Source organism: Streptomyces jeddahensis, from assembly GCF_001642995.1.
GTDB classification, from domain to species: domain Bacteria; phylum Actinomycetota; class Actinomycetes; order Streptomycetales; family Streptomycetaceae; genus Streptomyces; species Streptomyces jeddahensis.
Map to the genome: position 1 here is coordinate 1 of NZ_LOHS01000128.1, position 21,057 is coordinate 21,057.

Genomic DNA, 21,057 nt, shown 5'->3' on the forward strand with positions numbered 1-21,057 from the left:
GCGCGGCGGCGAGCCGCGCCGGGGCCGGTGTGTCAGGCATGGCCCGCGGGACGCTGGGTAAGCGACGGTCGCTCTTGCCCGCGCGGGCACCGTGACACGCGGTGCTCGCCGCAACGATGAGGACAGATCGTGACCGACTTCCCCTCCCCGACCCCGGAACAGGCTCAGCAGGCCCTGAAGGTCCTGGTCGACAACGCCGACGACGACTCGCAGATACGAACCGCAATGGACACGCTGGCCGGTTCCGAGGTCCTCGTACCCGTGCCCGGTCCGGTCGACGACCAGCCGCAGGGGGACGACGGGACGACCCTGACCCTGCCGGTCGTCGAGCAGTCCGACGGCGCCCAGGTCGTGCCCGTCTTCACCTCCGAGCCGCGGATGATCAGGACTCTGCCGGATATCCCGGCGTACCGCCGGGTGCCGTTGGGCGTCATCGCCGCGCGTTGGCCGACGGACGAGCTGTCGCTGGTCGTGGACGCCGGGGACCCGGATGCGTTGGCGCTCAGCGCCGAGTCGGTCCGTACGCTGTTGGCGCGGCCCTGACGCCGACATCGCACCGTCGATGTCGGCGCCCGGGCCGTAGGGGCGCCGTACGTCGTGGGTTGTGCCCACCCGTTCCGCCCTGCGGAACGATTGCCCACAACGGTACGGCCGGCAGGCGCCCGACGGCCGAAGGGGACGCGGCGGGATGTACGCCCGCAGCGGCTGGCGCTACGTCCGGGCTCCCCGAGCGACGACGGCCTGGCGCCAGACCGAGGACATACATCCCGGCGCGGCCCCGACGCACCCCCGACAGGTGGCGCACCAGCCGACGACGGCCCGCAGACGCGTTGAGAGGGAGCGCGGACAAGGGGCGCCCAGGCGCCTACGGCGCCGCGGCGCCCGCTCTCAGTCGTGCCAGGCGCCCAGCTCGTCCAGACGTGCCTGGAGCGGCTCGAACAGACCGGACGGGGCCGCGATCGTCAGGTCGGTGGAGGGGGCGTCGCCAGGCCGGCCCCCCGTGAGGGCGCCGGCCTCGCGGGCGATCAGCTCGCCGGCCGCGTAGTCCCAGGGGTTGAGCCCGCGCTCGTAGTACGCGTCGAGCCGGCCCGCCGCGACGTCGCACAGGTCGATCGCCGCCGAGCCGCCCCGGCGTATGTCCCGTACCTGCGGGATGAGCTGCCGGACGACCTCGGCCTGCCGGCTGCGGCGCTCGGCGCGGTAGCCGAAGCCGGTGCCGACCAGGGCGAGCTCGAAGGCGGGAGCGGGCCGCACCTGCACGGGCCTGTCGTTGACGTACGCGCCCCCGCCCAGGACCGCCCGGCAGGTCTCGCCGCGCATCGGGGCGTGCACGACGCCGACGAGCGTCTCGCCGTCCTTGCGCGCGGCGATCGACACCGCCCAACTCGGCAGCCCATAAAGGTAGTTGACGGTGCCGTCGAGCGGGTCGATGACCCACTGCACCCCGCTGGTGCCCTCTATGCTTGCGCCCTCCTCGCCGAGCACGCCGTCGTCCGGACGGCGGTCGGTCAGCAGGCCCGTGATCAGCTTCTCGGACGCGATGTCCATCTCGGTGACCACGTCGACGGCGCTGGATTTCGTGGCGGCGACGCCCAGGTCCGCGGGGCGTCCGTCGCGCAGGAGCTCGCCGGCCCGGAGTGCGGCCTCGAGCGCGAGCTCCAGCAGTTCGGCCTTCAGCTGGTCGGTCAACGGATCTCCTTGAACTTGGTCGTCACCGGTACATGGTCGTCACCGGCGGATGCACAGGCGCGTGCACGGTCCGGATTGTCACGGGGCATGCGCGCCTCTCACGCGCACGCCCTGCACACCTGTCACGCGTACGGGCTGTCGGCGCCCGCGGCCGCGGGCTTCGGGGCGCGGGCCGGGCAGCAGCCCACCGGGCACAGGTCGTGGCTCGGGCCGAGCGCACTCAGGGCGCAGCGTTCCACGGCGCGCCCGCTCTCGACGGCGGCGCGCTCCAGGACGAGCTCGCGCACCGCGGCAGCGAACCGCGGGTCGGCTCCGACGGTCGCGGAGCGGCGGACCGGCAGTCCCAGCTCCTCGGCCTTGGCCTTGGCCTCGGTGTCGAGGTCGTACATGACCTCCATGTGGTCGGAGACGAACCCGATCGGGGCCATCACGACGGCAGGGACCCCGGCCCCGTGCAGCTCCTCGAGGTGGTCGCAGATGTCCGGTTCCAGCCAGGGGATGTGCGGGGCGCCGGAGCGCGACTGGTAGACGAGCTCCCACGGGTGGTCGACGCCGGTCTCCTCACGCACCGCGTCCGCGATCAGCCGGGCGACGTCCAGGTGCTGCCTGACGTACGCACCGCCGTCGCCGTGGTCCTCGACGGGCCCGGAGGTGTCCGCGGCCGAGGTCGGGATGGAGTGCGTCGTGAAGGCGATGTGCGCCCCGTCGCGCACGTCCTCGGGCAGCTCGGCCAGAGACCTCAGGACGCCTTCGACCATGGGCCGCACGAAGCCGGGGTGGTTGAAGTAGTGCCGCAGCTTGTCGATCTTCGGCAGCTCCAGGCCCTCGGCCTCCAGCGTGGCGAGCGCGTCGGCCAGGTTCTCGCGGTACTGGCGGCAGCCCGAGTACGACGCATAGGCACTCGTCGCCAGCACGAGGATGCGGCGGCGGCCGTCGGCGACCATCTCGCGCAGGGTGTCGGTCAGATAGGGCGCCCAGTTGCGATTGCCCCAGTACACCGGCAGGCCCAGGCCGTGGTCGGCGAAGTCCTTGCGCAGGGCGTCGAGCAGGGCGCGGTTCTGGTCGTTGATCGGGCTGACCCCGCCGAACAGGAAGTAGTGCTGACCGACCTCCTTGAGCCGCTCCTTGGGGATGCCGCGGCCGCGCGTCACGTTCTCCAGGAACGGGACGACGTCGTCGGGGCCCTCGGGGCCGCCGAACGACAGCAGCAGAAGGGCGTCATAAGGGGCGGGATCCAGCACTCGTGACATGCCTCCGATCCTGCCACCCGCCACTGACAGCCGGAAAACGGGCTTCTGACGGCCAGGCGCAGCGGCCCGTAATCCACCTGCAGCACAGCCATCGGACCCGTAAGCTGTATCGGCCAGTTTCACGCCTTACCAGTGCCCGCCGGAGTCCTCGTTGCCCAGCCCCTACCGCGCTCTGTTCGCCGCCCCCGGCACCAAGGAGTTCTCGGCCGCAGGCCTCCTCGGCCGGATGCCGCTGTCGATGATGGGCATCGGCGTCGTGACCATGATCTCGCAGCTCACCGGGCGGTACGGGCTCGCGGGCGCGCTGTCGGCGACCATCGCGCTGTCGGCCGCGGTGATCGGCCCGCAGATATCCCGGCTCGTCGACCGGCACGGGCAGCGCCGGGTGCTGCGGCCCGCGACGCTGGTGGCGCTGGCAGCGTCGGCCGGTCTGCTGCTGTCCGCCCATTTCGAGCTGCCCGACTGGCTGCTGTTCGTCTTCGCAGCCGGCATCGGGTGCGTACCGAGCGTGGGCTCGATGATCCGGGCGCGCTGGGCGGTCCTCTACCGTGGCACTCCGCAGCTCCACACCGCGTACTCCTTCGAGTCGGTGGTGGACGAGATCTGCTTCATCTTCGGGCCGATCATCTCGATCGGCTTGTCGACGGTGTGGTTCCCGGAGGCGGGGCCGCTCCTCGCCGCCGCCTTCCTCGCCTGGGGCGTCTTCTGGCTGACGGCCCAGCGCGCCACCGAGCCCCAACCGCATCCCCGCGAGCACCACACAGGCGGCTCGGCCCTGCGTTCCAGGGGCCTCCAGGTCCTCGTCGCCACGTTCGTCGCGACCGGCGCGATCTTCGGCTCGGTCGATGTGGTGACCGTCGCCTTCGCCGAGGAACAGGGCCACAAGGCGGCCGCGAGCCTCGTGCTCGCGGTGTACGCGGCGGGCTCGTGCATCGCGGGAGCCGTCTTCGGGCTGCTGCACTTCACGGGCCGTCCGGCCGGGAGGTGGCTGGTGGGCGTATGTGCGATGGCGGTGAGTATGATCCCCCTCCTACTGGTCGGGAACCTGCCGTTTCTGGCCGTGGCGCTGTTTGTCGCGGGCCTGTCCATCGCACCCACGATGATCACGACGATGGCCCTCGTCGAAGAGCACGTACCACGCGCACAACTGACCGAGGGCATGACCTGGGTGAGCACAGGGCTCGCGGTCGGAGTTGCGCTCGGCTCCTCCGCTGCCGGCTGGGTGATCGACGCGGCCGGTGCGGACGCCGGGTACGGGGTTCCGGCGGTGTCCGGAGCCGCCGCGGTGGCGGTCGGTTTCCTCGGGTACCGCCGGCTCAGTCAGCCGGTGCCTGTGCGGGGAGGGACCCAGCAGCATGGCGAACGGCAAGAGCGGAACGTGGCGTAACTGGGCAGGGAACGTCACCGCCCGTCCGGTACGGGAGGCCACTCCCGCCTCGGTCGATGAGCTCTCCGACGCCATACGGAAGGCCGCCGAGGACGGCCTGAAGGTGAAGGCGGCCGGCACCGGCCACTCCTTCACCGCGACCGCCGCGACCGACGGCGTGCTGATCCGCCCCGAACTCCTCACCGGCATACGCCGGATCGACCGCGAGGGCGGCACCGTCACCGTGCAGGCGGGCACTCCGCTGAAACGGCTGAACGCGGCCCTGGCCCGGGAGGGCCTGTCGCTCACGAACATGGGCGACATCATGGAGCAGACCGTCTCGGGCGCGACCAGCACGGGAACGCACGGCACGGGCCGCGAGTCGGCCTCGATCGCCGCACAGATACGCGCCCTTGAGCTGGTGACGGCCGATGGCTCGATCCTCACGTGCTCGGAGAAGGAGAATCCGGACGTGTTCGCGGCGTCCCGGATCGGCCTGGGCGCGCTCGGCGTCGTCAGCGCCATCACCTTCGCCATCGAGCCACTCTTCCTGCTCACAGCGCGCGAGGAACCGATGGCCTTCGACGAGGTCACGTCCCGCTTCGACGAACTCCACGCGGAGAACGAGCACTTCGAGTTCTACTGGTTCCCGCACACCGGGAACTGCAACACCAAGCGGAACAACCGCAGTGCCGGCCCGGTCGCCCCGGTCGGTCGGCTCAGCGGCTGGTTCGAGGACGAGTTCCTCTCCAACGGCCTCTTCCAGGCGGTGAATTCGCTGGGCCGTGCCGCCCCCGCCACCATCCCGGCGGTCGCGAAGATCTCCAGCCGTGCCCTGTCCGCCCGTACGTACACGGACATTCCCTACAAGGTCTTCACAAGTCCGCGCCGCGTGCGCTTCGTCGAGATGGAGTACGCCGTCCCCCGCGAGGCCCTGGTGGAGACGCTCCGTGAACTGAAGGCCATGGTCGATCGTTCGGATCTGCGGATCAGCTTCCCCGTCGAGGTGCGCACCGCGCCCGCGGACGACATCACGCTGTCCACGGCATCGGGCCGCGAAAGCGCCTATATCGCCGTACATATGTACAGAGGCACGCCATATCAGGCGTACTTCACCGCCGCCGAGCGGATCTTCACCGCGCACGAGGGGCGGCCGCACTGGGGCAAGCTGCACACGCGCGACGCCGGGTACTTCGCCGCGGCCTACCCGCGGTTCGGGGAGTTCACGGCGCTGCGCGACCGTCTGGACCCCGAGCGGCGCTTCGGAAACGACTATCTGAGGCGGGTCCTGGGCGACTGAGCAATTAGGCCCATTTCCGGGGACTTTGTGAAGTGCGCCACGCGCAGCGCCCGCGAAGCCGCGATCCTGCGGCCAACTAGCGCCCCCTGATAGAAGTTGGCTGGCGCGCCGCTCCACCCGCGTGGCCCGAATGGAGTACTGTTGCGAGCCCTGGGTCCGGTCTCCCGCCAGGGTGCCCGGTTCCATCCAGGACCGCCGGGAGGGGGCTCGTTGCACAGGGTGACGAGGTTGGTCACTGAGCGTTGCGAAAAGGTAACCGTGCCATAACGGCGATCCAGGGCCCAGGCCCGACACGCCGGGCAACTCGGCAAGGTTGTGGCAGGCTGCACCCGGGCAGGCCACACTCGACTAGCGGAAGCAGCGACGCACGTGACGTCGGCAGGCACCACCCGGGAGGTCCCCATGCCCGAACTGCGTGTCGTGGCCGTCTCCAATGACGGCACACGGCTGGTGCTGAAGGCTGCGGACAGCACGGAGTACACGCTTCCGATTGACGAACGGCTCCGCGCCGCCGTGCGCGGCGACCGTCCCCGCCTCGGCCAGATCGAGATCGAGGTGGAGAGCCATCTCCGCCCCCGCGACATCCAGGCGCGGATACGTGCCGGTGCCACCGCGGAGGAAGTCGCCCAGCTCGCCGGCATCCCCGTCGACCGCGTCCGGCGCTTCGAGGGTCCCGTGCTGGCCGAGCGCGCCTTCATGGCCGAGCGTGCCCGCAAGACCCCGGTGCGGCGCCCCGGTGAGAACGCGGGCCCCCCGCTCGGCGAGGCCGTCCAGGAGCGGCTGTTGCTGCGCGGCGCCGAGAAGGACACCGTCCAGTGGGACTCGTGGCGACGCGACGACGGCACCTGGGAGGTTCTGCTCGTCTACCGCGTCGCGGGCGAAGCGCACTCGGCGAGCTGGACGTACGACCCGCCGCGGCGGCTCGTGCAGGCCGTCGACGACGAGGCGCGCTCGCTGATCGGCGAGTCCGACGATCTCGCCGCGCCGGAGCCCAGCTTTCCGTTCGTGCCGCGCATCGCCCGGCTGCCGCGCGACCGGCAGCTGGACCGCGCCCTGGAGAGGCCGAGCCTGCCGTCGCAGGCGCCCGAGCCGCCCCAGGAGAGCCTCAGCGGCGACCAGGGCCGCGACTCCCTGACCAGCCTGCTCGAGGCGGTGCCGAGCTTCCGCGGCGACATGGTCGTGCCGGAACGTCCCTCGACGGCGTCCGAGCGTCCCTCGGAGGAGCCCGCGCAGGAGCCTGAGGCGGAGGAGCCCCCGGCGCCCGCGGCCTCGGCCGGCTCGGCCGGTTCCGCCTACGCGGACGTGCTCATGCCGCGCTCGGTGACCAGCCACCGTGACCGGCTCGTCGGTGCCACCGACCGTCAGGCGGAGGCGGACGGCGTCCGGCCGGGCCGTCGCGCGGCGGTCCCGAGCTGGGACGAGATCGTGTTCGGTACGAGGAGGAAGAAGCAGGAGTAGCCGGCTTGGTGAAGCACGAAGGCGCTCGTACGCCGACGTCGCTCCCACCGTCGTCACGCCGAGGGACCCGCATCGGGCAGGTGCGGGTCCCTCGGCGTATCCGCCTCTCGCGGCAGCGCCGGTCAGGCTCGGGCCGCCTTCGGCGCAGAGCCGCGTCAGCCCGCCTCCGGGCCCGTCGCCACCGGTCGTGATGCATCCGACGACCACTCCGACCAGGAGCCCGCATACAGCGCGGCCGGGATGCCTGCGACTGCGAGGGCCAGTACCTCGTGGGCCGCCGAGACACCGGAGCCGCAGTACACGCCGATCTCGTAAGTCGCGGACGCGCCCAGGGACTTGAAGCGGGCGGCCAGCTCCTCGGCGGGCAGCAGGCGCCCGTCCTCCGCGACGTTCTCCGTGGTCGGCGCGGAGACGGCGCCGGGGATATGACCGCCGACCGGGTCGATCGGCTCGACGTCACCGCGGTAACGCTCGGCGGCGCGAGCGTCCAGGAGCAGGCCCGTACGGGCCAGCGCGGCGGCGCCGCCCGCATCGAGCAGACCCATCGCGCCCGGCACGGGCTCGAACGTCCCCGGCTCGGGCCGCGGGATCTCGGTGTCGAGCGGCCCCTCCCACGCGCCGAGGCCGCCGTCGAGAACCCGTACCGAAGGGTGTCCCGTCCAGCGCAGCAGCCACCACGCCCGCGCCGCGGCCCAGCCCTGCCCGCCGTCGTAGGTGACGACCGGGGTGTCGGCCGAGACGCCCGCCCGGCGCATCGCCGCACCGAACTCGGCCACGTCCGGCAGCGGATGGCGGCCCCTCGCGCCGGGCGGTCCCGCCAGCTCGGCGTCGAGGTCGACGAAGACCGCCCCGGGAATGTGCCCGGCCTCGTATGCGGCCCGGCCGTCGAAGGGGGCGGACCCCTTGGCAGTCAACTGCCAGCGGACATCGAGCAGCACCGGCGGGTGACCGCTCGCCAGCTCGTTCGCCAGTTCGGAGGCGGAGATGATGGCATTCATGGCTCCATCCTTGCGCACAGGGTGGCCGTAACGCCCGGCTCCGGCTAACGTGCCGCCGGGCGGGTCCGGCCACGCGCGGTACGGGACCGGGCACGCGCTGTACAGCTGATCGACATCGCGCGGCAACGGCCCGGGAACCGGTGAGCAACGAGAACGCGGGCATCCTCACGCCACAAGCCCCTCCGACACGGCGCGGCCGGGGCCCAGGCCGCGGCAGGGAGTGCGAGCATCTGCCTGACGGGGTGGCGTCGGCAAGGTGGCACAGGGCGCGTACGTGAGGCGTCGGCGCGTACGAGACGTTCCGGCGGCGAGCGAGCACAACCGACGGCAGCAGGTGACGGGCTATCAGGTGACGGCGACGGATGACCGGCGAGGACACTCCGGCATCCGGCTCCACCGAAGGGGTCGAGGAGAGCGTGACGATGACCGAGGCGGGATCCCAGCACCGGCAGGACGACTCCGGTCGTGCACGGCGCACACTCGGTGAGCCGTGCTGGGTGAGTCTGATGGTGCACAGCATGGAGGCGACCCAGCGGTTCTACGGGGAGCTGTTCGGCTGGGAGTTCCGCCCCGGGCCTCAGCAACTGGGGCCGTACGTCCGGGCCCTGCTCGACGGCAACGAGGTGGCCGGCATCGGCCGGATGCCCGGGAGCCGGCGGCTGCCCGTCGCCTGGACTCCGTATCTGGCCGCCGACGACGTGGACGCGACGGCCGCGACCGTGCGCCACTGCGGCGGCACCGTCGGGGTCGGCCCGCTCGATGCGGCCGACGCGGGGCGCATGGCCATCGCATCCGACCCGGCGGGTGCGGTGTTCGGCATCTGGCAGGCCGCCGCCCATCTGGGCATGGCCGTGAGCGGAGTGCCCGGTGCCCCCGCCTGGAACGAACTCATGACACAGGACACCGCAAGCGTCGCCAGGTTCTACCAGTCCGTGTTCGGCTACAAGGAAGAGGCGGTCGTCTCGGCCGACTTCGACTATGTGACGCTGCATCTGGACGGCCGTCCGGTGGCGTCCATCCACGGCGTGGGACGTGCGCTGCCGCGGGACCGCGGCGCCCACTGGATGACGCACTTCGAGGTCGCGGACGTCGACGAGGCGGCGGAACGCCTGACCGACCTGGGCGGGCAGGTGCTGCAGCCGCCGCACGACGGGGACAGGGGACGAAAGGCGACGGTGGCCGATCCTGAGGGCGCCGTGTTCACCCTCGTACGGACGGCGGACGGTCGTCCGTAGTCGACTTCCGTAGTTTCACGGATATCCCTCGCCGGAGTGCGGAGGCAGACTCTCCGACGGCAGACGGTGAACGCGCATCATCGATGCGCGACGGCGACTGCTGCTCGGCATGCCGGGAGAGGAGTCCCCCGCAGTGCGACACTGCCGCTTCGGCCTCTTCGCGGTGGGCGCCTGCGGAAAGCTTCCGGTGGTCGTTCGTGCAGTGCGCGCTCCCCTCGCAGCACGGCCACGGGCCCGGGCTGTGCGCCAGCCCAGTCGGCGCACCTCTACTGGGCGGACAACCTGACCGCCGGTGACCGGCCACACCGGATCCTCACCCGGGACGACAGCCCCTGCAAGCGGCTTACCTGGCAGACGGCGGCGCGACCGAGCCTTGTGACGCCGCGAGCGGCCGGCACGTCTCAGCCGTCGCAGCCGTCATACGGCGGCGGTGATGCCGGCGGCACAGGACCTCATAGCCTGCCTGGCCGACCGAACGGTCCACGTCGCCGATCAGGACCTGTTCGCCCTCCACCACCATGACGCCGTCGACGGTGCGGGCGTTGTGCGTGGCCCGGGCGCCGCACCAGCACAACGCCTCGACCTGCAGCGTCTCGACACGGTCCGCCAGCTCTATCAGGCGCTGGGAACCGGGGAACAGGGCGGTGCGGAAGTCCGTCGTGATACCGAAGGCGTAGACGTCCCTGCCCAAATCGTCGACCACGTCGGCGAGTTGATCCACCTGGTCGCGGGTGAGGAACTGCGCCTCGTCCACGATGACGTAGTCCACCGCCTTGCCGGCCTCCAGCTGGTCGGCCAGATAGGCGTGCAGGTCCATTCCGTCGGCGACCTCCACCGCCTCCGTCACCAGCCCGAGGCGTGAGGACAGTCGGCCCTCGCCCGCCCGGTCGCCCTTGGTGAACACGACCCCGACCAGGCCGCGAGCCGACCGGTTGTGCCCTATCTGCAGGGCAAGTGTGCTCTTTCCGCAGTCCATGGTGCCCGAGAAGAAGACCAGTTCGGGCATGGGGATTCGAGGACCTTTCGGCAGGGGGATCGGGAGGATGAGCGGGAGAGGCGGCAGGCAGCGCGGTCAGGTGCGTACTTCGAGGAGCGGCACCAGCTGCTCGACGGCGGTCATCGAACCGTGGTTGCCGACCATGGCCGACTCCTTCGGCTCGCGCTGCGACGCGATGATCAGTACGTCGTCACGGGCCGCGGCGACCACATCCCCGATGCGGGCGTACACGCGCTCGTCGATGTGCGGGCCGAACCACCCGGCCGCGATCGCCTCGTCCCGGCCGGCCACCCAGAACTGCTCGCCGAGCACCTCGCGCCAGACGGCCAGGACGTCCGCCTCGGCACCCGGCACCGCGTAGACGTGGCGGGCTCGCCCCTCGCCGCCCAGGAGGGCGACTCCGGCGCGCAGCTCCCAGTCCTCGTCGAAGTCGATGCGGTGCTGCTCGTCGAACGGGATGTCGATCATGCCGTGGTCCGCTGTGACATACAGGGCGGTGCGCGGCGGCAGCTGCTCGGCGAGGCGCTGGACGAGCCGGTCGACGTACATGAGCTGGCCGCGCCAGGGGTCGGAGTCGACGCCGAAGCGGTGGCCCTTGCCGTCCACCTCGGCGTAGTACGTGTAGACCAACGACCGGTCCCCCGCCGCGAGTTGTTCGGCGGCCAGGTCCATGCGCTCCTCGCCGGAGAGGCGGCCGAGGAAGGTCCCGCCACTCAGCGCGATCTTGGTCAGCGGGGTCTGCTCGAACGTCGGGGACGAGACCTGGGCGGTGTGCACGCCCGCCGCGTCCGCGAGCTGGAAGACGGTGGGGTACGGCTGCCAGGCGCGCGGTTCCGTCCAGGGGTTCCAGCGGAGCTGGTTCATCAGCTCGCCGGTGTCCGGGTTGCGCGCCGTGTATCCGGGCAGGCCGTGGGCGCCCGGCGGCAGACCGGTGCCGACCGAGGCCAGCGAGGTCGCCGTGGTGGCCGGGTAACCGGCGGTGATCGGACGTCCCGTGCCGCCCCGGGAGCTGTCCAGCAGGGAGGTCATGAACGGGGCCTCGTCCGGGTGGGCCTTCAGCTGCTCCCAGCCGAGGCCGTCGATCAGGAAGACACAGTTCCGGTCGGCGGGGGTGAGCTCGGGTATCGCGGCAGCGGTCCCGGGTACGCCGAGGCCTGCGGCCAGCGTGGGCAGCAGATCGGCGAGCGAGCCGGAACCGTACTCGGGGACGGGAGCAGAGGAGACGGGCAGCGGCTCCGGGTGGTCCCAGGCGGTGGCGGGAGGGGCAGGCGCGGAGCGCCCTCCGTCATGGGCGGCGGGAGGGTGGGACATCAGCGGGCGGTCGCCGCGGTGGCCTCGGAGAGCGCCTGGGCGAAGGCCAGCGTCTGCCGGACGGCGTCCGGCCCGTCGCCCGCCTCGCTGACTCGCAGACTGAGGTCGTCCGCGGTGGAGCTGCCGGTGTACCCGTGGTCCGCCTCGCAGTTCGGGTCGCCGCAGGCGGCGGGCTCGAGATCGATGCGCGATACGGCGCCCCAGCCGATCGTGAGGACGACCTCGCGGGGCAGGGTGCCCGGCACGTACTTCTCGGGGTTGGCGACGACGCGGCTGAGGACGACCGACGAGATCCGGCCGAGCTTGACGGACTCGGTGGACGTCGTCGCGTACGGCGTCGGGGACGTGTTGTCCGCGGCCTGCTCGTCGGTGTGGCTGACGATGAAGCGCGTGCCGGTGAGGACGAGGACCGTCACATGGCGGCGCACCTCGTTCGCGTCGAACGTGGTCTCCTGGTGGACCAGGTACGACCCGATGGCCTCGCCGCCCACAGCGGCCTCCACCGCCTCGGCCACGAGGGCCGGGTAGTAGCCGCTGCGCTCGATCGCCGCGCGCAGCCCCTGGGTCGTCGTACCTGTCTTGGCCATGCGGACCATCCTACGGCCCTGGGAGTGGCCGGATGTGCGTGAGGAGGCGTCTCGGGCGGCGTCCGGGGCGGTGTCGCGGCCGCGTCTCAGTACGCGGGCAGGGTGCGTGGGCCGAGGTCGCTGCGGGCGGGCGGCGGTGCCAGCCGCACGGACGCGCCGAGAACCGAGACGCCTTGTGTGGCGACGACCACGGGCTCAAGTGAGACGGCGGCGACCTCCGGGTGATCGTCGACGAGCCGGGAGACCCGCTGGAGCAGCTCTTCGAGTGCGGCCGTGTCGACGGGTGCCGCTCCGCGCCAGCCGAACAGGACGGGCGCGGTCCGGATCGACCGGACCACGGACTGCGCGTCCCGGTCGGTCACCGGGATCAACCGGTGCGCGGTGTCGCCGAGCAGCTCCGACGCGGCTCCGGCAAGTCCGAAGGACAGCACGGCACCGGCAGCCGGGTCGATGACCGCGCGGACGACCGTGTCGACGCCGCGCGGCGCCATGGCCTGCACGACCGGGCGCAGCTCCTCCGGCTTGCCCAGGGCCTCGGTCAACTCGGCGTAGGCGCGACGCAGTTGCTCCTCGTCGGTCAGGTCGAGCCGTACGCCGCCGAGGTCGGGGCGGTGCCGCAGATGCGGGGCCGTGGTCTTCAGCGCCACGGGGTAGCCGAGGCGCTCGGCCGCCCGGGCGCCCTCGTCGGGGCCGGACGCGGGCAGGGCAGGGCGTACGTGGATGCCGTACCGGCCGAGCAGCTCCCGGGCCTCGTCCGCGGCGAGGCTCATGCCGCGCGGGTCGCCGTCGCCGCGGGCCAGCAGCCCGTCGATCATCGCGGCCGCACCGCTCTCGTCGATGTCCTCGTACTCGTGGACCTTCCCCGGCTCGGCGGCATCGCGCCGCCACTGGGCGTACTTGACGGCCTCGGCAAGCGCCCGAACGGCCCGCTCGGCGGCGGGGTAGGCGGGGATACGGGGAAGCTCGGAGGCCGTCCGGGTTGTCGATTGCGTGGTGGGCGGCGGTTCCGCTGATCCCGTGGTGGGCAATCGTTCCGCAGGGCGATGGGGGTCCCCCCGCTCGAGCGAAGCCGAGAGTGGGGGAGGGTGGGCACCACCCACGACGGCGGGTGCGCCTCCGTCGTACTGGTCCCGCCCCGCGGGAGAGTGGGGGAGGGTGGGCACCACCCACGACGGCGGGTGCGCCTCCGTCGTACTGGTCCCGCCCCGCGGGGGCAGGCCGCGTGCTGCTGGCAGCGGACAAGGCCTCGGCGATTCCCCCGAGCTCGACGTGCACGACCAGCACCGGCTTCGCCGGCCCCGCAGCCACCGCCTCCCGCAGCGCGCCCGCGAGGGCGACATCATCGGCCCCGTCCTCCCCCACGGCGGGTATCGCCGTAACGACCACCGCGTCACAAAGATCATCGGCGAGCGCAGCGGAAAGCGCAGCCCGGAAGTCCTCCGCCGTCGCCGCCGTCGTCAGATCGCGCGGCCGCAACGGCCGCAGCCCTTCCGACAGGCACGCGTCGTACGTGAGCAGCCCGAGCGACTCGGAGTTGCCGAGGATGGCGACCCGGGGACCGCTCGGCAGCGGCTGCCCGGCCAGCAGCAGCCCAGCATCGACGAGCTCCGTGATCGTGTCCACGCGGATGACGCCTGCCTGCCGCAGCAGCGCGGAGACGGTGGCGTGCGGCAGGCGCGTGCCCTGCACCGCATGCCCGAGCGGCGCGACGCCGCTGTGCCGAGCGCCCTGCACCACGACGAGCGGCTTCGCGGCCGCGGTACGCCGGGCGAGCCGCGTGAACTTGCGCGGGTTGCCGATTGATTCCAGGTACATCAGTACGACGTCGGTGTCCGGGTCGTCGTACCAGTACTGCAGCATGTCGTTGCCCGACACGTCCGACCTGTTGCCGGCGGAGACGAACGTCGAGGCGCCGGTGACGCCGGTGACCCCGCCGCCGCGCCGGTGGAGCCGGGACAGCAGCGCGATGCCGATCGCGCCGGACTGGGTGAACAGACCGATCCGGCCGCGTCGGGGCAGCTCGGGCGCGAGCGAGGCGTTCAGCAGCGTGTCCGGCGCCGTGTTGATGACGCCGAAGGCGTTGGGGCCGATGAGGCGCATGCCGTACGAGCGTGCCTGGCGGACGAGTTCGCGCTGCCGCTCGCGGCCTTCGGCGCCGCTCTCCGCGTATCCGGCGGAGACGACGACGAGTCCCTGGACTCCGTGCTCGCCGCATTCGGTGACGACGTCCGGCACGTGGGCCGCGGGGACGGCGACGACGGCGAGGTCGACGGGTTCGGCGATGTCGCGTACGGAGCGGTGGGCGGGCACGCCGTCGAGCTCGGTGTGCTCCTGCGGGAAGGCCTTGTTCACGGCGTACAGGCGACCGGTGAACCCGGCGTCGAGAAGGTTGTTCAGCACGCTGCGGCCCACGCCGCCGGGCGTTCGCCCGGTGCCGATGACCGCGACCGAACCGGGCCTGAGCAGCCGCTGGACGGAACGGGCCTCGGCGCGCTGCTCGCGGGCGCGTTGCACGGCGAGGGAGCGGTCCGTCGGTTCCAGATCGAATTCGAGGCGTACGACGCCGTCCTCGAAGCTGCGCTTCTGCGTGTAGCCCGCGTCCGTGAACACCTTGATCATCTTGGTGTTGGCGGGCAGCACCTCGGCGGCGAAGCGGCGGATGCCGCGCTCGAGGGCGACGGCGGCGATGTGTTCGAGGAGCGCGGAGGCGACCCCGCGGCCCTGGTGGGCGTCCTGGACGAGGAAGGCGACCTCGGCCTCGTCGGCGGGCGCGGAGGCCGGCATGCCGTGGGCGTTGATCCGGTCGTAGCGCACCGTCGCGATGAACTCGCCGCCCACCGTGGCCGCGAGGCCCACCCGGTCCACGTAGTCGTGGTGGGTGAAACGGTGGACGTCCTTGGCGGAGAGCCGGGGGTAGGGGGCGAAGAAACGGTAGTACTTCGACTCGTCGGACACCTGCTCGTAGAAGCTGACCAGCCGGTCGGCGTCCTCGGTGGTGATCGGCCGGATCCGCGCGGTGCCGCCGTCGCGCAGCACCACGTCCGCCTCCCAGTGGGCGGGGTATGCGTGCTGCTCCGACGAAGGCTGCGACGGGGTGTGCATGGGGCCAGCGTAAGGGGCGCCGGGGACACTCGGAGCAGGACGGGCTTAGGCTGTCCGTTCGACCAGACGGGTACGTTCCGGGAGAACCGGAGCCGCCGGGCATGGGACTGAGGACCGTTCCCGGACGGTCCCAGCCGCTTCCGGACGGTTCCGGACGGGTCCCGGCCGTTCCGGGCGCCCCCGGTATGGAACACTGGTCTAGACAACCCTGAGAGAATCCTGAAGGGCAGCATCACATGGCTGAGCGCCGCGTCAACGTCGGCTGGGCCGAGGGTCTCCACGCCCGCCCCGCCTCCATCTTCGTCCGTGCGGCCACGGCCGCCGGCGTCCCCGTGACGATCGCCAAGGCTGACGGCACCCCGGTCAACGCGGCGTCGATGCTCGCGGTGCTGGGCCTCGGCGCCCAGGGCGGCGAGGAGATCGTCCTCGCGTCCGACGCCGACGGGGCGGATGCCGCCCTCGACCGGCTGGCGAAGCTGGTCTCCGAGGGTCTCGAGGAGCTTCCCGAGACCGTCTGACGACAACAGGCGAATTGCGGCGGAGCCGCGTCTGCTTCCTTTTTCGGAGGCGGCGCGGCTCCGCTCTTTTTGGGGCCCTGCGCCGCGATGCGCGCGCCACATCTTCCGAAGCTCGGCAGGGAATTCCGCGCATTGCAAAAATGGGCAGCAAAAAGAGACCCCCGCCGAATATCTCTCTTTGTATACGGCGCGTCTGTTAATGCCGCGGGCTCACATTGTTTACGGCGTGTTGCGAACCCCTCACACGCTCGCCCCGGACCGGGAATCGCAGCCGATGGGTGGCACTGGACCGTTCCGTGTGCAGCGTGGTCAGCGACCGCGCCCGCTCCGCGTCACCGCGGGCCACGGCGTCGACGATCGCGCCGTGCTCCGCCCACGCCTCCACGGGATGGGCGGGCGCGTCGATCGTGTACATCCAGGCGATCTTGTGCCGGAGCTGGGTGAGCAGCGACGTCAGCCCCGGGCTGCCCGAGGCCTGGGCCAGCGTCTCGTGGAACCAGCCGCCCAGCGACCGCAGATCCTCGCTGTGGCCCCGCCTGGCGCGCTCCTGTCCCAGCCTGACCAGGCCCCGCAGCACCTTCAGATGCGCCTCGGTACGACGCTGTGCCGCGCGGGCCGCGCCCAGCGGCTCCAGCAGCATGCGGATCTCCAGCAGGTCGGCGGCCTCCTGCTCGGTGGGCTCGGCGACACAGGCGCCCGCGTGCCTGCGCGTCACGACGAAGCCCTCGGCCTCCAGCGTGCGCAGGGCCTCGCGCACCGGGACACGGGACACCCCGTACCGGCGCGCGAGCAGTTCCTCGGTGAGCCGGCTTCCGCGCTCGTAGACACCCGCGACGATGTCGTCGCGGATTGCCGTGCATACCGAGTGCGCGGGAATCTGCATGACCGGACCTCCGCCTTAATGCCCGCGAAACGCGGTCGATTGACGCCTGTTGACTGACTCTATTGCAACCGGCGGGAATTTCCGACGGCGGGCCGGAATCCATGGATATTTTTTGGACAAAACGGCACCCGGGAACGATGAAAGCCCCGGCTCGATGAGCCGGGGCTTCCATGAAGCCGGGGTCGGACCTCTCGTGTCAGATCTTCACGCCGTGCGAGCGCAGATAGGCGAGGGGGTCGATGTCGGAGCCGTACTCCGCGGTGGTCCGGACCTCGAAGTGCAGGTGCGCGCCGGTCACGTTGCCGGTCGCACCGGAGAGGGCTATCTGCTGCCCCGGCGTGACCTTCTGGCCGACGGAGACGGCGATGGACGACAGGTGGCCGTACTGGGTGTACGTGCCGTCGTTCATCCTGACGACGACCTGGTTGCCGTAGGCGCCGCCCCAGCCCGCGGTGACGACGGTGCCCGAGCCGACGGAGTGGACGGGAGTGCCGGAGGCGGCATGGAAGTCGACGCCGGTGTGGCTGCCGGACGACCACAGGGAGCCGCCCGACTGGTAGCCGGTGGAAACGTAGGAGCCGGTGATCGGCAGCTTGTAGGCGAGGAGGCGCCTGCGCTCGGCCTCGCGGGCGGCCCGCTCCTTGGCCTCGCGCTCCTTCATGGCCTTCGCCTCGGCCTTGCGCTTCAGCTCGGCGGCCTTCTTCTTGGCGGCGGCCTCCTCGGCGGCCTGCTGCTGCGCGGCGGCCTGGGCGTCGATCTTGTCGGCGATGGATTCGCCGAGGGTGACGGCCTGCGTCAGGCCGGTCTGCTCGGCGGTCGTGCCGGCAGCCATGGCGGGGGAGGCCAGGGTACCCATGACGCCGCTGGCGGTGAGGGCCGCGATACCCGCCGCGCTTGCGGTCCTGCGGGTGATGGGGGTACCTCCCAGGCTCTTACGGCGCTGGGGGACCCTGGGACGACGATGCTTCCCGGTGGCGCGGGTGAACGCCATGTAGTGGCTGGTCCTTTCCTTCCTTCTCGCCTACCGGGTTAGCTGACGGGTTCGGAGCAGGAAGGTCTCCTACGGGTCCCTCGACGCGGCAAGGGCCCCGATTCACCCCAGGGACTGCGGTGGGTCCCCGGCTCCCCTGGCTCACGCCGTCCGGGGACTCGGCGATGGCTGTCCGGTGCCGCGGGCGCGGCGCACTGCCGGACGAACAGCCGGACCGACGCTAAACGGGACATCTTTCAATCAACAAACGCAGCCCGGGATTTGTAGTGCATGCCACAGGGCAGACAGGCAACCTCCCCAACAATTCGGACAAACGAGAACCCCGGTGGCTCTGCAGCCACCGGGGTTCTCCGCGGCCCGTGTGAGTGCCCGCCCGTGGGGGTGCGGTCGGTGCAGCGTCGCGACTAGCCCGTGACGACCGTCACTTCGCCGATTCCGAGCGCCCTGACGGGCTCCTCGATCTGGGAGGCGTCGCCCACGAGGACGGTCACCAGCCGGTCCATCGGGAAGGCGCTCACGGCCGCGGCCGTGGCCTCGACGGTGCCGGTCGCGGCGAGCTGCTGGTACAGCTGCGCCTGGAAGTCGTCCGGGAGATGCTGCTCGACCTGGTCGGCCAGCGTGCCCGCAACGGCCGCCGCCGTCTCATACTTGAGCGGTGCGACACCCACCAGGTTGTGCACGGCGGCGTCGCGCTCGGCGTCCGTGAGGCCCTCGGCGGCGAGCGTACGCAGCACCTTCCACAGGTCGTCCAGTGCGGGGCCGGTGTTGGGGGTGTCGACCGAGCCGCTGATGGCCAGCATCGCGGCGCCCGTCCCGTCCGGCGCCGAGCGCAGCACCTGGCCGAACGCCCGTACGCCGTAGGTGTATCCCTTCTCCTCACGCAGGACGCGGTCCAGACGCGAGGTGAGGGTGCCGCCCAGGCAGTAGGTACCGAGCACCTGGGCGGGCCAGACGCGGTCGTGGCGGTCCGGGCCGATCCGGCCGATGAGCAGCTGCGTCTGGACGGCTCCGGGGCGGTCGACGATGACGACGCGGCCGGTGTCGTCGGCCGTCACCGGCGGCACGGGGCGGGCCTCGGCGGGCGAGCCGGTCCACGTGCCGAGGGTGTCGGCGAGGAGTGCGTCCAGGTCCGTGCCGGAGAGGTCGCCCACGACGACGACGGTGGCCGTCGCGGGGCGTACGTGCTTCTCGTAGAAGGCGCGCACGGCCGCCGAGTCGATGCCCGAGACCGTCTCCTCGGTGCCCTGCCGGGGGCGCGACATGCGTGAATCCGCCGGGAAGAGCTCCTTGGAGAGCTCCTTGGCGGCGCGGCGGGCCGGGTTGGCGGTCTCGTGCGGGATCTCGTCGAGCCGGTTGCGGACGAGCCGCTCGATCTCGCTGTCCGCGAACGCGGGCGCCCTGAGCGCGTCGGCGAGCAGGCCGAGGGCCTTCGCCAGGCGGGAGACGGGGACTTCGAGCGAGAGCCGTACGCCGGGGTGGTCTGCGTGCGAGTCGAGCGTGGCGCCGCAGCGCTCCAGCTCGGCGGCGAACTCCTCGGCGGAGTGCTTGTCGGTGCCCTCCGAGAAGGCCCGGGCCATGATCGTGGCGACGCCGTCCAGGCCGGCCGGCTCGGCGTCCAGCGGACTGTCGAGGAGGATCTCGACGGCGACGACCTGCTGGCCGGGGCGGTGGCAGCGCAGGACCGTGAGGCCGTTGTCCAGCGTGCCGCGGCCGGGCGCGGGGAAGGCCCAGGGCCTGGGGTGGCCGGCCTGGGGCTGCGGGTGGAATTCCATCGTTGCGGCCTCGGTCACTTCGCCGCCTCCTCGTCTGCGGTGTCGTCGGTGTCCTCGGCGGTCTCGGGGTGCGCGAGGGGCTCGTAGACGAGCACCGCGCGGTTGTCGGGCCGGAGGCGGGCCCTGGCGATGTCCCGGACCTCCTCCGGCGTGACCTCGAGGACCCGCTTGACGGCGGTCAGGGCGAGCTGCGGGTCGCCGAACAGGACGGCGTACCGGCAGAGTTCGTCGGCGCGGCCCGCGACCGTGCCGAGCCGGTCCAGCCACTCGCGCTCCAACTGCGCCTGCGCGCGCTCCATTTCCTCCGGCGTGGGGCCCTCCTCGGCGAACCGGGCGAGCTCCTCGTCGACGGCGGCCTCGATGACCGGGACCTCCACGTCGCCGGACGTCTTCACGTCCAGCCAGCCGAGCGACGGGGCTCCGGCCAGCCTGAGCAGGCCGAATCCGGCCGCGACGGCGGTGCGGTCACGGCGTACGAGCCGGTTGTAGAGCCGCGAGGACTCGCCGCCGCCGAGGACGGTGAGCGCCAGGTCGGCCGCGTCGCACGCGCGCGTGCCGTCCTCCGGCAGCCGGTAGGCCGCCATGAGGGCGCGGGCCGGGACCTCCTCCTCGACGACCTCGCGCAGCTGCTCGCCGATGATCTCCGGCAGGCTTCCGTCGCGCGGGGCGGGCTTGCCGTCGTGCGCGGGGATGGAGCCGAAGTACTTCTCGATCCAGGCGAGCGTCTGCTCCGGGTCGATGTCGCCGACGACCGACAGGACGGCGTTGTTCGGCGCGTAGTACGTGCGGAAGAAGGCCCGCGCGTCCTCCAGCGTCGCCGCGTCCAGGTCGGCCATCGAACCGATCGGGGTGTGGTGGTAGGGGTGGCCGTCCGGGTAGGACAGGGCCGTCAGCTTCTCGAACGCCGTGCCGTACGGCACGTTGTCGTAGCGCTGGCGGCGCTCGTTCTTGACGACGTCCCGCTGGTTCTCCATGGATTCCTCGTCGAGGGCGGCGAGGAGGGAGCCCATGCGGTCCGCCTCCAGCCAGAGCGCGAGCTCCAGCTGGTGCGCGGGCATCGTCTCGAAGTAGTTGGTGCGCTCGAAGCTCGTGGTGCCGTTCAGGGAGCCGCCGGCTCCCTGCACCAGCTCGAAGTGGCCGTTGCCCTTCACCTGGGCCGAGCCCTGGAACATCAGGTGCTCGAAGAGGTGGGCAAGGCCGGTGCGACCCTTGACCTCGTGGCGCGAGCCGACGTCGTACCAGAGGCAGACCGCGGCGACCGGGGTCAGGTGGTCCTCGGAGAGCACGACGCGCAGGCCGTTGGCCAGCCGGTGCTCGGTCGCTGTCAGGCCGCCGGAACCGGCCTGCGCTGTGGCCGTGTGACCCATGGGCATGTACGTCCCTTCGATCGCGAAAACTGAAAGGTTCTGCAGCTCCTGCCACTGTATGCAAGCGGGCTGACACCTGGCGAAGTTCCGGCGACCTGCCCCCGCGGTCGCGGGGCAGGTCACCGGATGTCGCCGGAGCCGGGGCCCGGCCCGGGGTGCCGGTGGGGGCGCCGCCTGCCGGTGGGTGGGTCGGGGCCGCGGGCGGCCTTCCGGCCGTGGTCGGCTGGCGCGCG

General features: G+C 71.8%; 16 protein-coding genes, 1 pseudogene and 1 riboswitch. Of the genes and pseudogenes, 6 read left to right on the top strand and 11 right to left on the bottom strand.

Annotated elements, in window-relative coordinates:
• The first annotated feature begins 129 nt into the window (after nt 1-129).
• Entirely contained in the window at nt 130-543 is a 414-nt protein-coding gene (locus STSP_RS29480; RefSeq protein ID WP_067284053.1) for an SseB family protein, read from the top strand.
• 345 nt (nt 544-888) lie between these two features.
• On the opposite strand, the gene STSP_RS29485 is transcribed toward STSP_RS29480, so the two are convergent.
• Entirely contained in the window at nt 889-1,689 is an 801-nt protein-coding gene (locus tag STSP_RS29485) for an inositol monophosphatase family protein (RefSeq protein WP_067284054.1), read from the bottom strand.
• A gap of 122 nt (nt 1,690-1,811) precedes the next feature.
• Complete coding sequence (locus tag STSP_RS29490) at nt 1,812-2,939, bottom strand: ferrochelatase (protein ID WP_067284055.1); 1,128 nt, start codon at nt 2,937-2,939, stop codon at nt 1,812-1,814.
• A 151-nt stretch (nt 2,940-3,090) separates the two neighbouring features.
• On the opposite strand from STSP_RS29490, the gene STSP_RS29495 reads away from it, so the two are divergent.
• The 3 genes from STSP_RS29495 to sepH all read left to right on the top strand — a co-directional run bounded on the left by STSP_RS29495 (nt 3,091) and on the right by sepH (nt 7,063).
• On the top strand, nt 3,091-4,326 hold the full coding sequence (locus STSP_RS29495; protein WP_067284056.1) for an MFS transporter: 1,236 nt from the start codon (nt 3,091-3,093) through the stop codon (nt 4,324-4,326).
• On the top strand, nt 4,295-5,605 hold the full coding sequence (locus STSP_RS29500; protein WP_067284057.1) for a D-arabinono-1,4-lactone oxidase: 1,311 nt from the start codon (nt 4,295-4,297) through the stop codon (nt 5,603-5,605). Before STSP_RS29495 ends, STSP_RS29500 begins: the two co-directional genes overlap by 32 nt.
• A gap of 402 nt (nt 5,606-6,007) precedes the next feature.
• Nucleotides 6,008-7,063: a septation protein SepH gene (gene sepH, locus STSP_RS29505; protein WP_067284059.1), complete on the top strand. Its 1,056-nt coding sequence runs from the start codon at nt 6,008-6,010 to the stop codon at nt 7,061-7,063.
• Nucleotides 7,064-7,218: 155 nt separating this feature from the next.
• On the opposite strand, the gene STSP_RS29510 is transcribed toward sepH, so the two are convergent.
• Entirely contained in the window at nt 7,219-8,061 is an 843-nt protein-coding gene (locus STSP_RS29510) for a sulfurtransferase (protein ID WP_067284061.1), read from the bottom strand.
• Between the two features lie 422 nt (nt 8,062-8,483).
• Here STSP_RS29510 and STSP_RS29515 point away from each other — a divergent pair, with 422 nt between their 5' ends.
• A complete protein-coding gene (locus tag STSP_RS29515; protein WP_067284070.1) occupies nt 8,484-9,296 on the top strand; it encodes a VOC family protein in 813 nt (270 codons plus the stop codon).
• 343 nt (nt 9,297-9,639) lie between these two features.
• Here STSP_RS29515 and STSP_RS29520 read toward each other — a convergent pair whose 3' ends face one another.
• The 4 genes and pseudogenes from STSP_RS29520 to STSP_RS29535 all read right to left on the bottom strand — a co-directional run bounded on the left by STSP_RS29520 (nt 9,640) and on the right by STSP_RS29535 (nt 15,293).
• A complete protein-coding gene (locus STSP_RS29520) occupies nt 9,640-10,302 on the bottom strand; it encodes a thymidine kinase (protein WP_067284062.1) in 663 nt (220 codons plus the stop codon).
• 66 nt (nt 10,303-10,368) lie between these two features.
• Nucleotides 10,369-11,604: an alkaline phosphatase family protein gene (locus STSP_RS29525; RefSeq protein WP_067284063.1), complete on the bottom strand. Its 1,236-nt coding sequence runs from the start codon at nt 11,602-11,604 to the stop codon at nt 10,369-10,371.
• Complete coding sequence (locus STSP_RS29530) at nt 11,604-12,191, bottom strand: DUF5998 family protein (protein ID WP_067284064.1); 588 nt, start codon at nt 12,189-12,191, stop codon at nt 11,604-11,606. The genes STSP_RS29525 and STSP_RS29530 overlap by 1 nt, the downstream gene beginning before the upstream one ends.
• 86 nt (nt 12,192-12,277) lie before the next feature.
• Nucleotides 12,278-15,293, bottom strand: a pseudogene (locus tag STSP_RS29535) (bifunctional acetate--CoA ligase family protein/GNAT family N-acetyltransferase).
• Nucleotides 15,294-15,529: 236 nt separating this feature from the next.
• Here STSP_RS29535 and STSP_RS29540 point away from each other — a divergent pair.
• Entirely contained in the window at nt 15,530-15,811 is a 282-nt protein-coding gene (locus tag STSP_RS29540) for an HPr family phosphocarrier protein (protein WP_067284065.1), read from the top strand.
• A gap of 196 nt (nt 15,812-16,007) precedes the next feature.
• Here the strand turns inward: STSP_RS29540 and STSP_RS29545 are convergent, their stop codons facing one another.
• The 4 genes from STSP_RS29545 to STSP_RS29560 all read right to left on the bottom strand — a co-directional run bounded on the left by STSP_RS29545 (nt 16,008) and on the right by STSP_RS29560 (nt 20,824).
• Entirely contained in the window at nt 16,008-16,694 is a 687-nt protein-coding gene (locus STSP_RS29545; protein ID WP_067284066.1) for a GntR family transcriptional regulator, read from the bottom strand.
• A gap of 196 nt (nt 16,695-16,890) precedes the next feature.
• A complete protein-coding gene (locus STSP_RS29550) occupies nt 16,891-17,685 on the bottom strand; it encodes a M23 family metallopeptidase (protein ID WP_067284067.1) in 795 nt (264 codons plus the stop codon).
• Nucleotides 17,686-17,698: 13 nt separating this feature from the next.
• A riboswitch (cyclic di-AMP (ydaO/yuaA leader) is annotated at nt 17,699-17,859 on the bottom strand.
• Between the two features lie 230 nt (nt 17,860-18,089).
• The gene (locus tag STSP_RS29555) at nt 18,090-19,475 is read right to left on the bottom strand and encodes a M16 family metallopeptidase (RefSeq protein WP_067284068.1); all 1,386 of its coding nucleotides are present in this window, start codon (nt 19,473-19,475) and stop codon (nt 18,090-18,092) included.
• Nucleotides 19,472-20,824 carry a M16 family metallopeptidase gene (locus tag STSP_RS29560; protein WP_067284069.1) on the bottom strand — a complete coding sequence of 451 codons (1,353 nt, stop codon included), beginning with the start codon at nt 20,822-20,824 and terminating at the stop codon, nt 19,472-19,474. The genes STSP_RS29555 and STSP_RS29560 overlap by 4 nt, the downstream gene beginning before the upstream one ends.
• Between the last annotated feature and the right edge of the window lie 233 nt (nt 20,825-21,057).

Coding starts and splice junctions, on each gene's coding strand:
- STSP_RS29490 (WP_067284055.1), bottom strand. CDS start 2,939: ATGTCACGAGTGCTGGATCCCGCCCCTTATGACGCCCTTCTGCTGCTG.
- STSP_RS29500 (WP_067284057.1), top strand. CDS start 4,295: ATGGCGAACGGCAAGAGCGGAACGTGGCGTAACTGGGCAGGGAACGTC.
- sepH (WP_067284059.1), top strand. CDS start 6,008: ATGCCCGAACTGCGTGTCGTGGCCGTCTCCAATGACGGCACACGGCTG.
- STSP_RS29510 (WP_067284061.1), bottom strand. CDS start 8,061: ATGAATGCCATCATCTCCGCCTCCGAACTGGCGAACGAGCTGGCGAGC.
- STSP_RS29515 (WP_067284070.1), top strand. CDS start 8,484: ATGACCGAGGCGGGATCCCAGCACCGGCAGGACGACTCCGGTCGTGCA.
- STSP_RS29520 (WP_067284062.1), bottom strand. CDS start 10,302: ATGCCCGAACTGGTCTTCTTCTCGGGCACCATGGACTGCGGAAAGAGC.
- STSP_RS29525 (WP_067284063.1), bottom strand. CDS start 11,604: ATGTCCCACCCTCCCGCCGCCCATGACGGAGGGCGCTCCGCGCCTGCC.
- STSP_RS29530 (WP_067284064.1), bottom strand. CDS start 12,191: ATGGCCAAGACAGGTACGACGACCCAGGGGCTGCGCGCGGCGATCGAG.
- STSP_RS29540 (WP_067284065.1), top strand. CDS start 15,530: ATGGCTGAGCGCCGCGTCAACGTCGGCTGGGCCGAGGGTCTCCACGCC.
- STSP_RS29545 (WP_067284066.1), bottom strand. CDS start 16,694: ATGCAGATTCCCGCGCACTCGGTATGCACGGCAATCCGCGACGACATC.
- STSP_RS29550 (WP_067284067.1), bottom strand. CDS start 17,685: ATGGCGTTCACCCGCGCCACCGGGAAGCATCGTCGTCCCAGGGTCCCC.
- STSP_RS29560 (WP_067284069.1), bottom strand. CDS start 20,824: ATGGGTCACACGGCCACAGCGCAGGCCGGTTCCGGCGGCCTGACAGCG.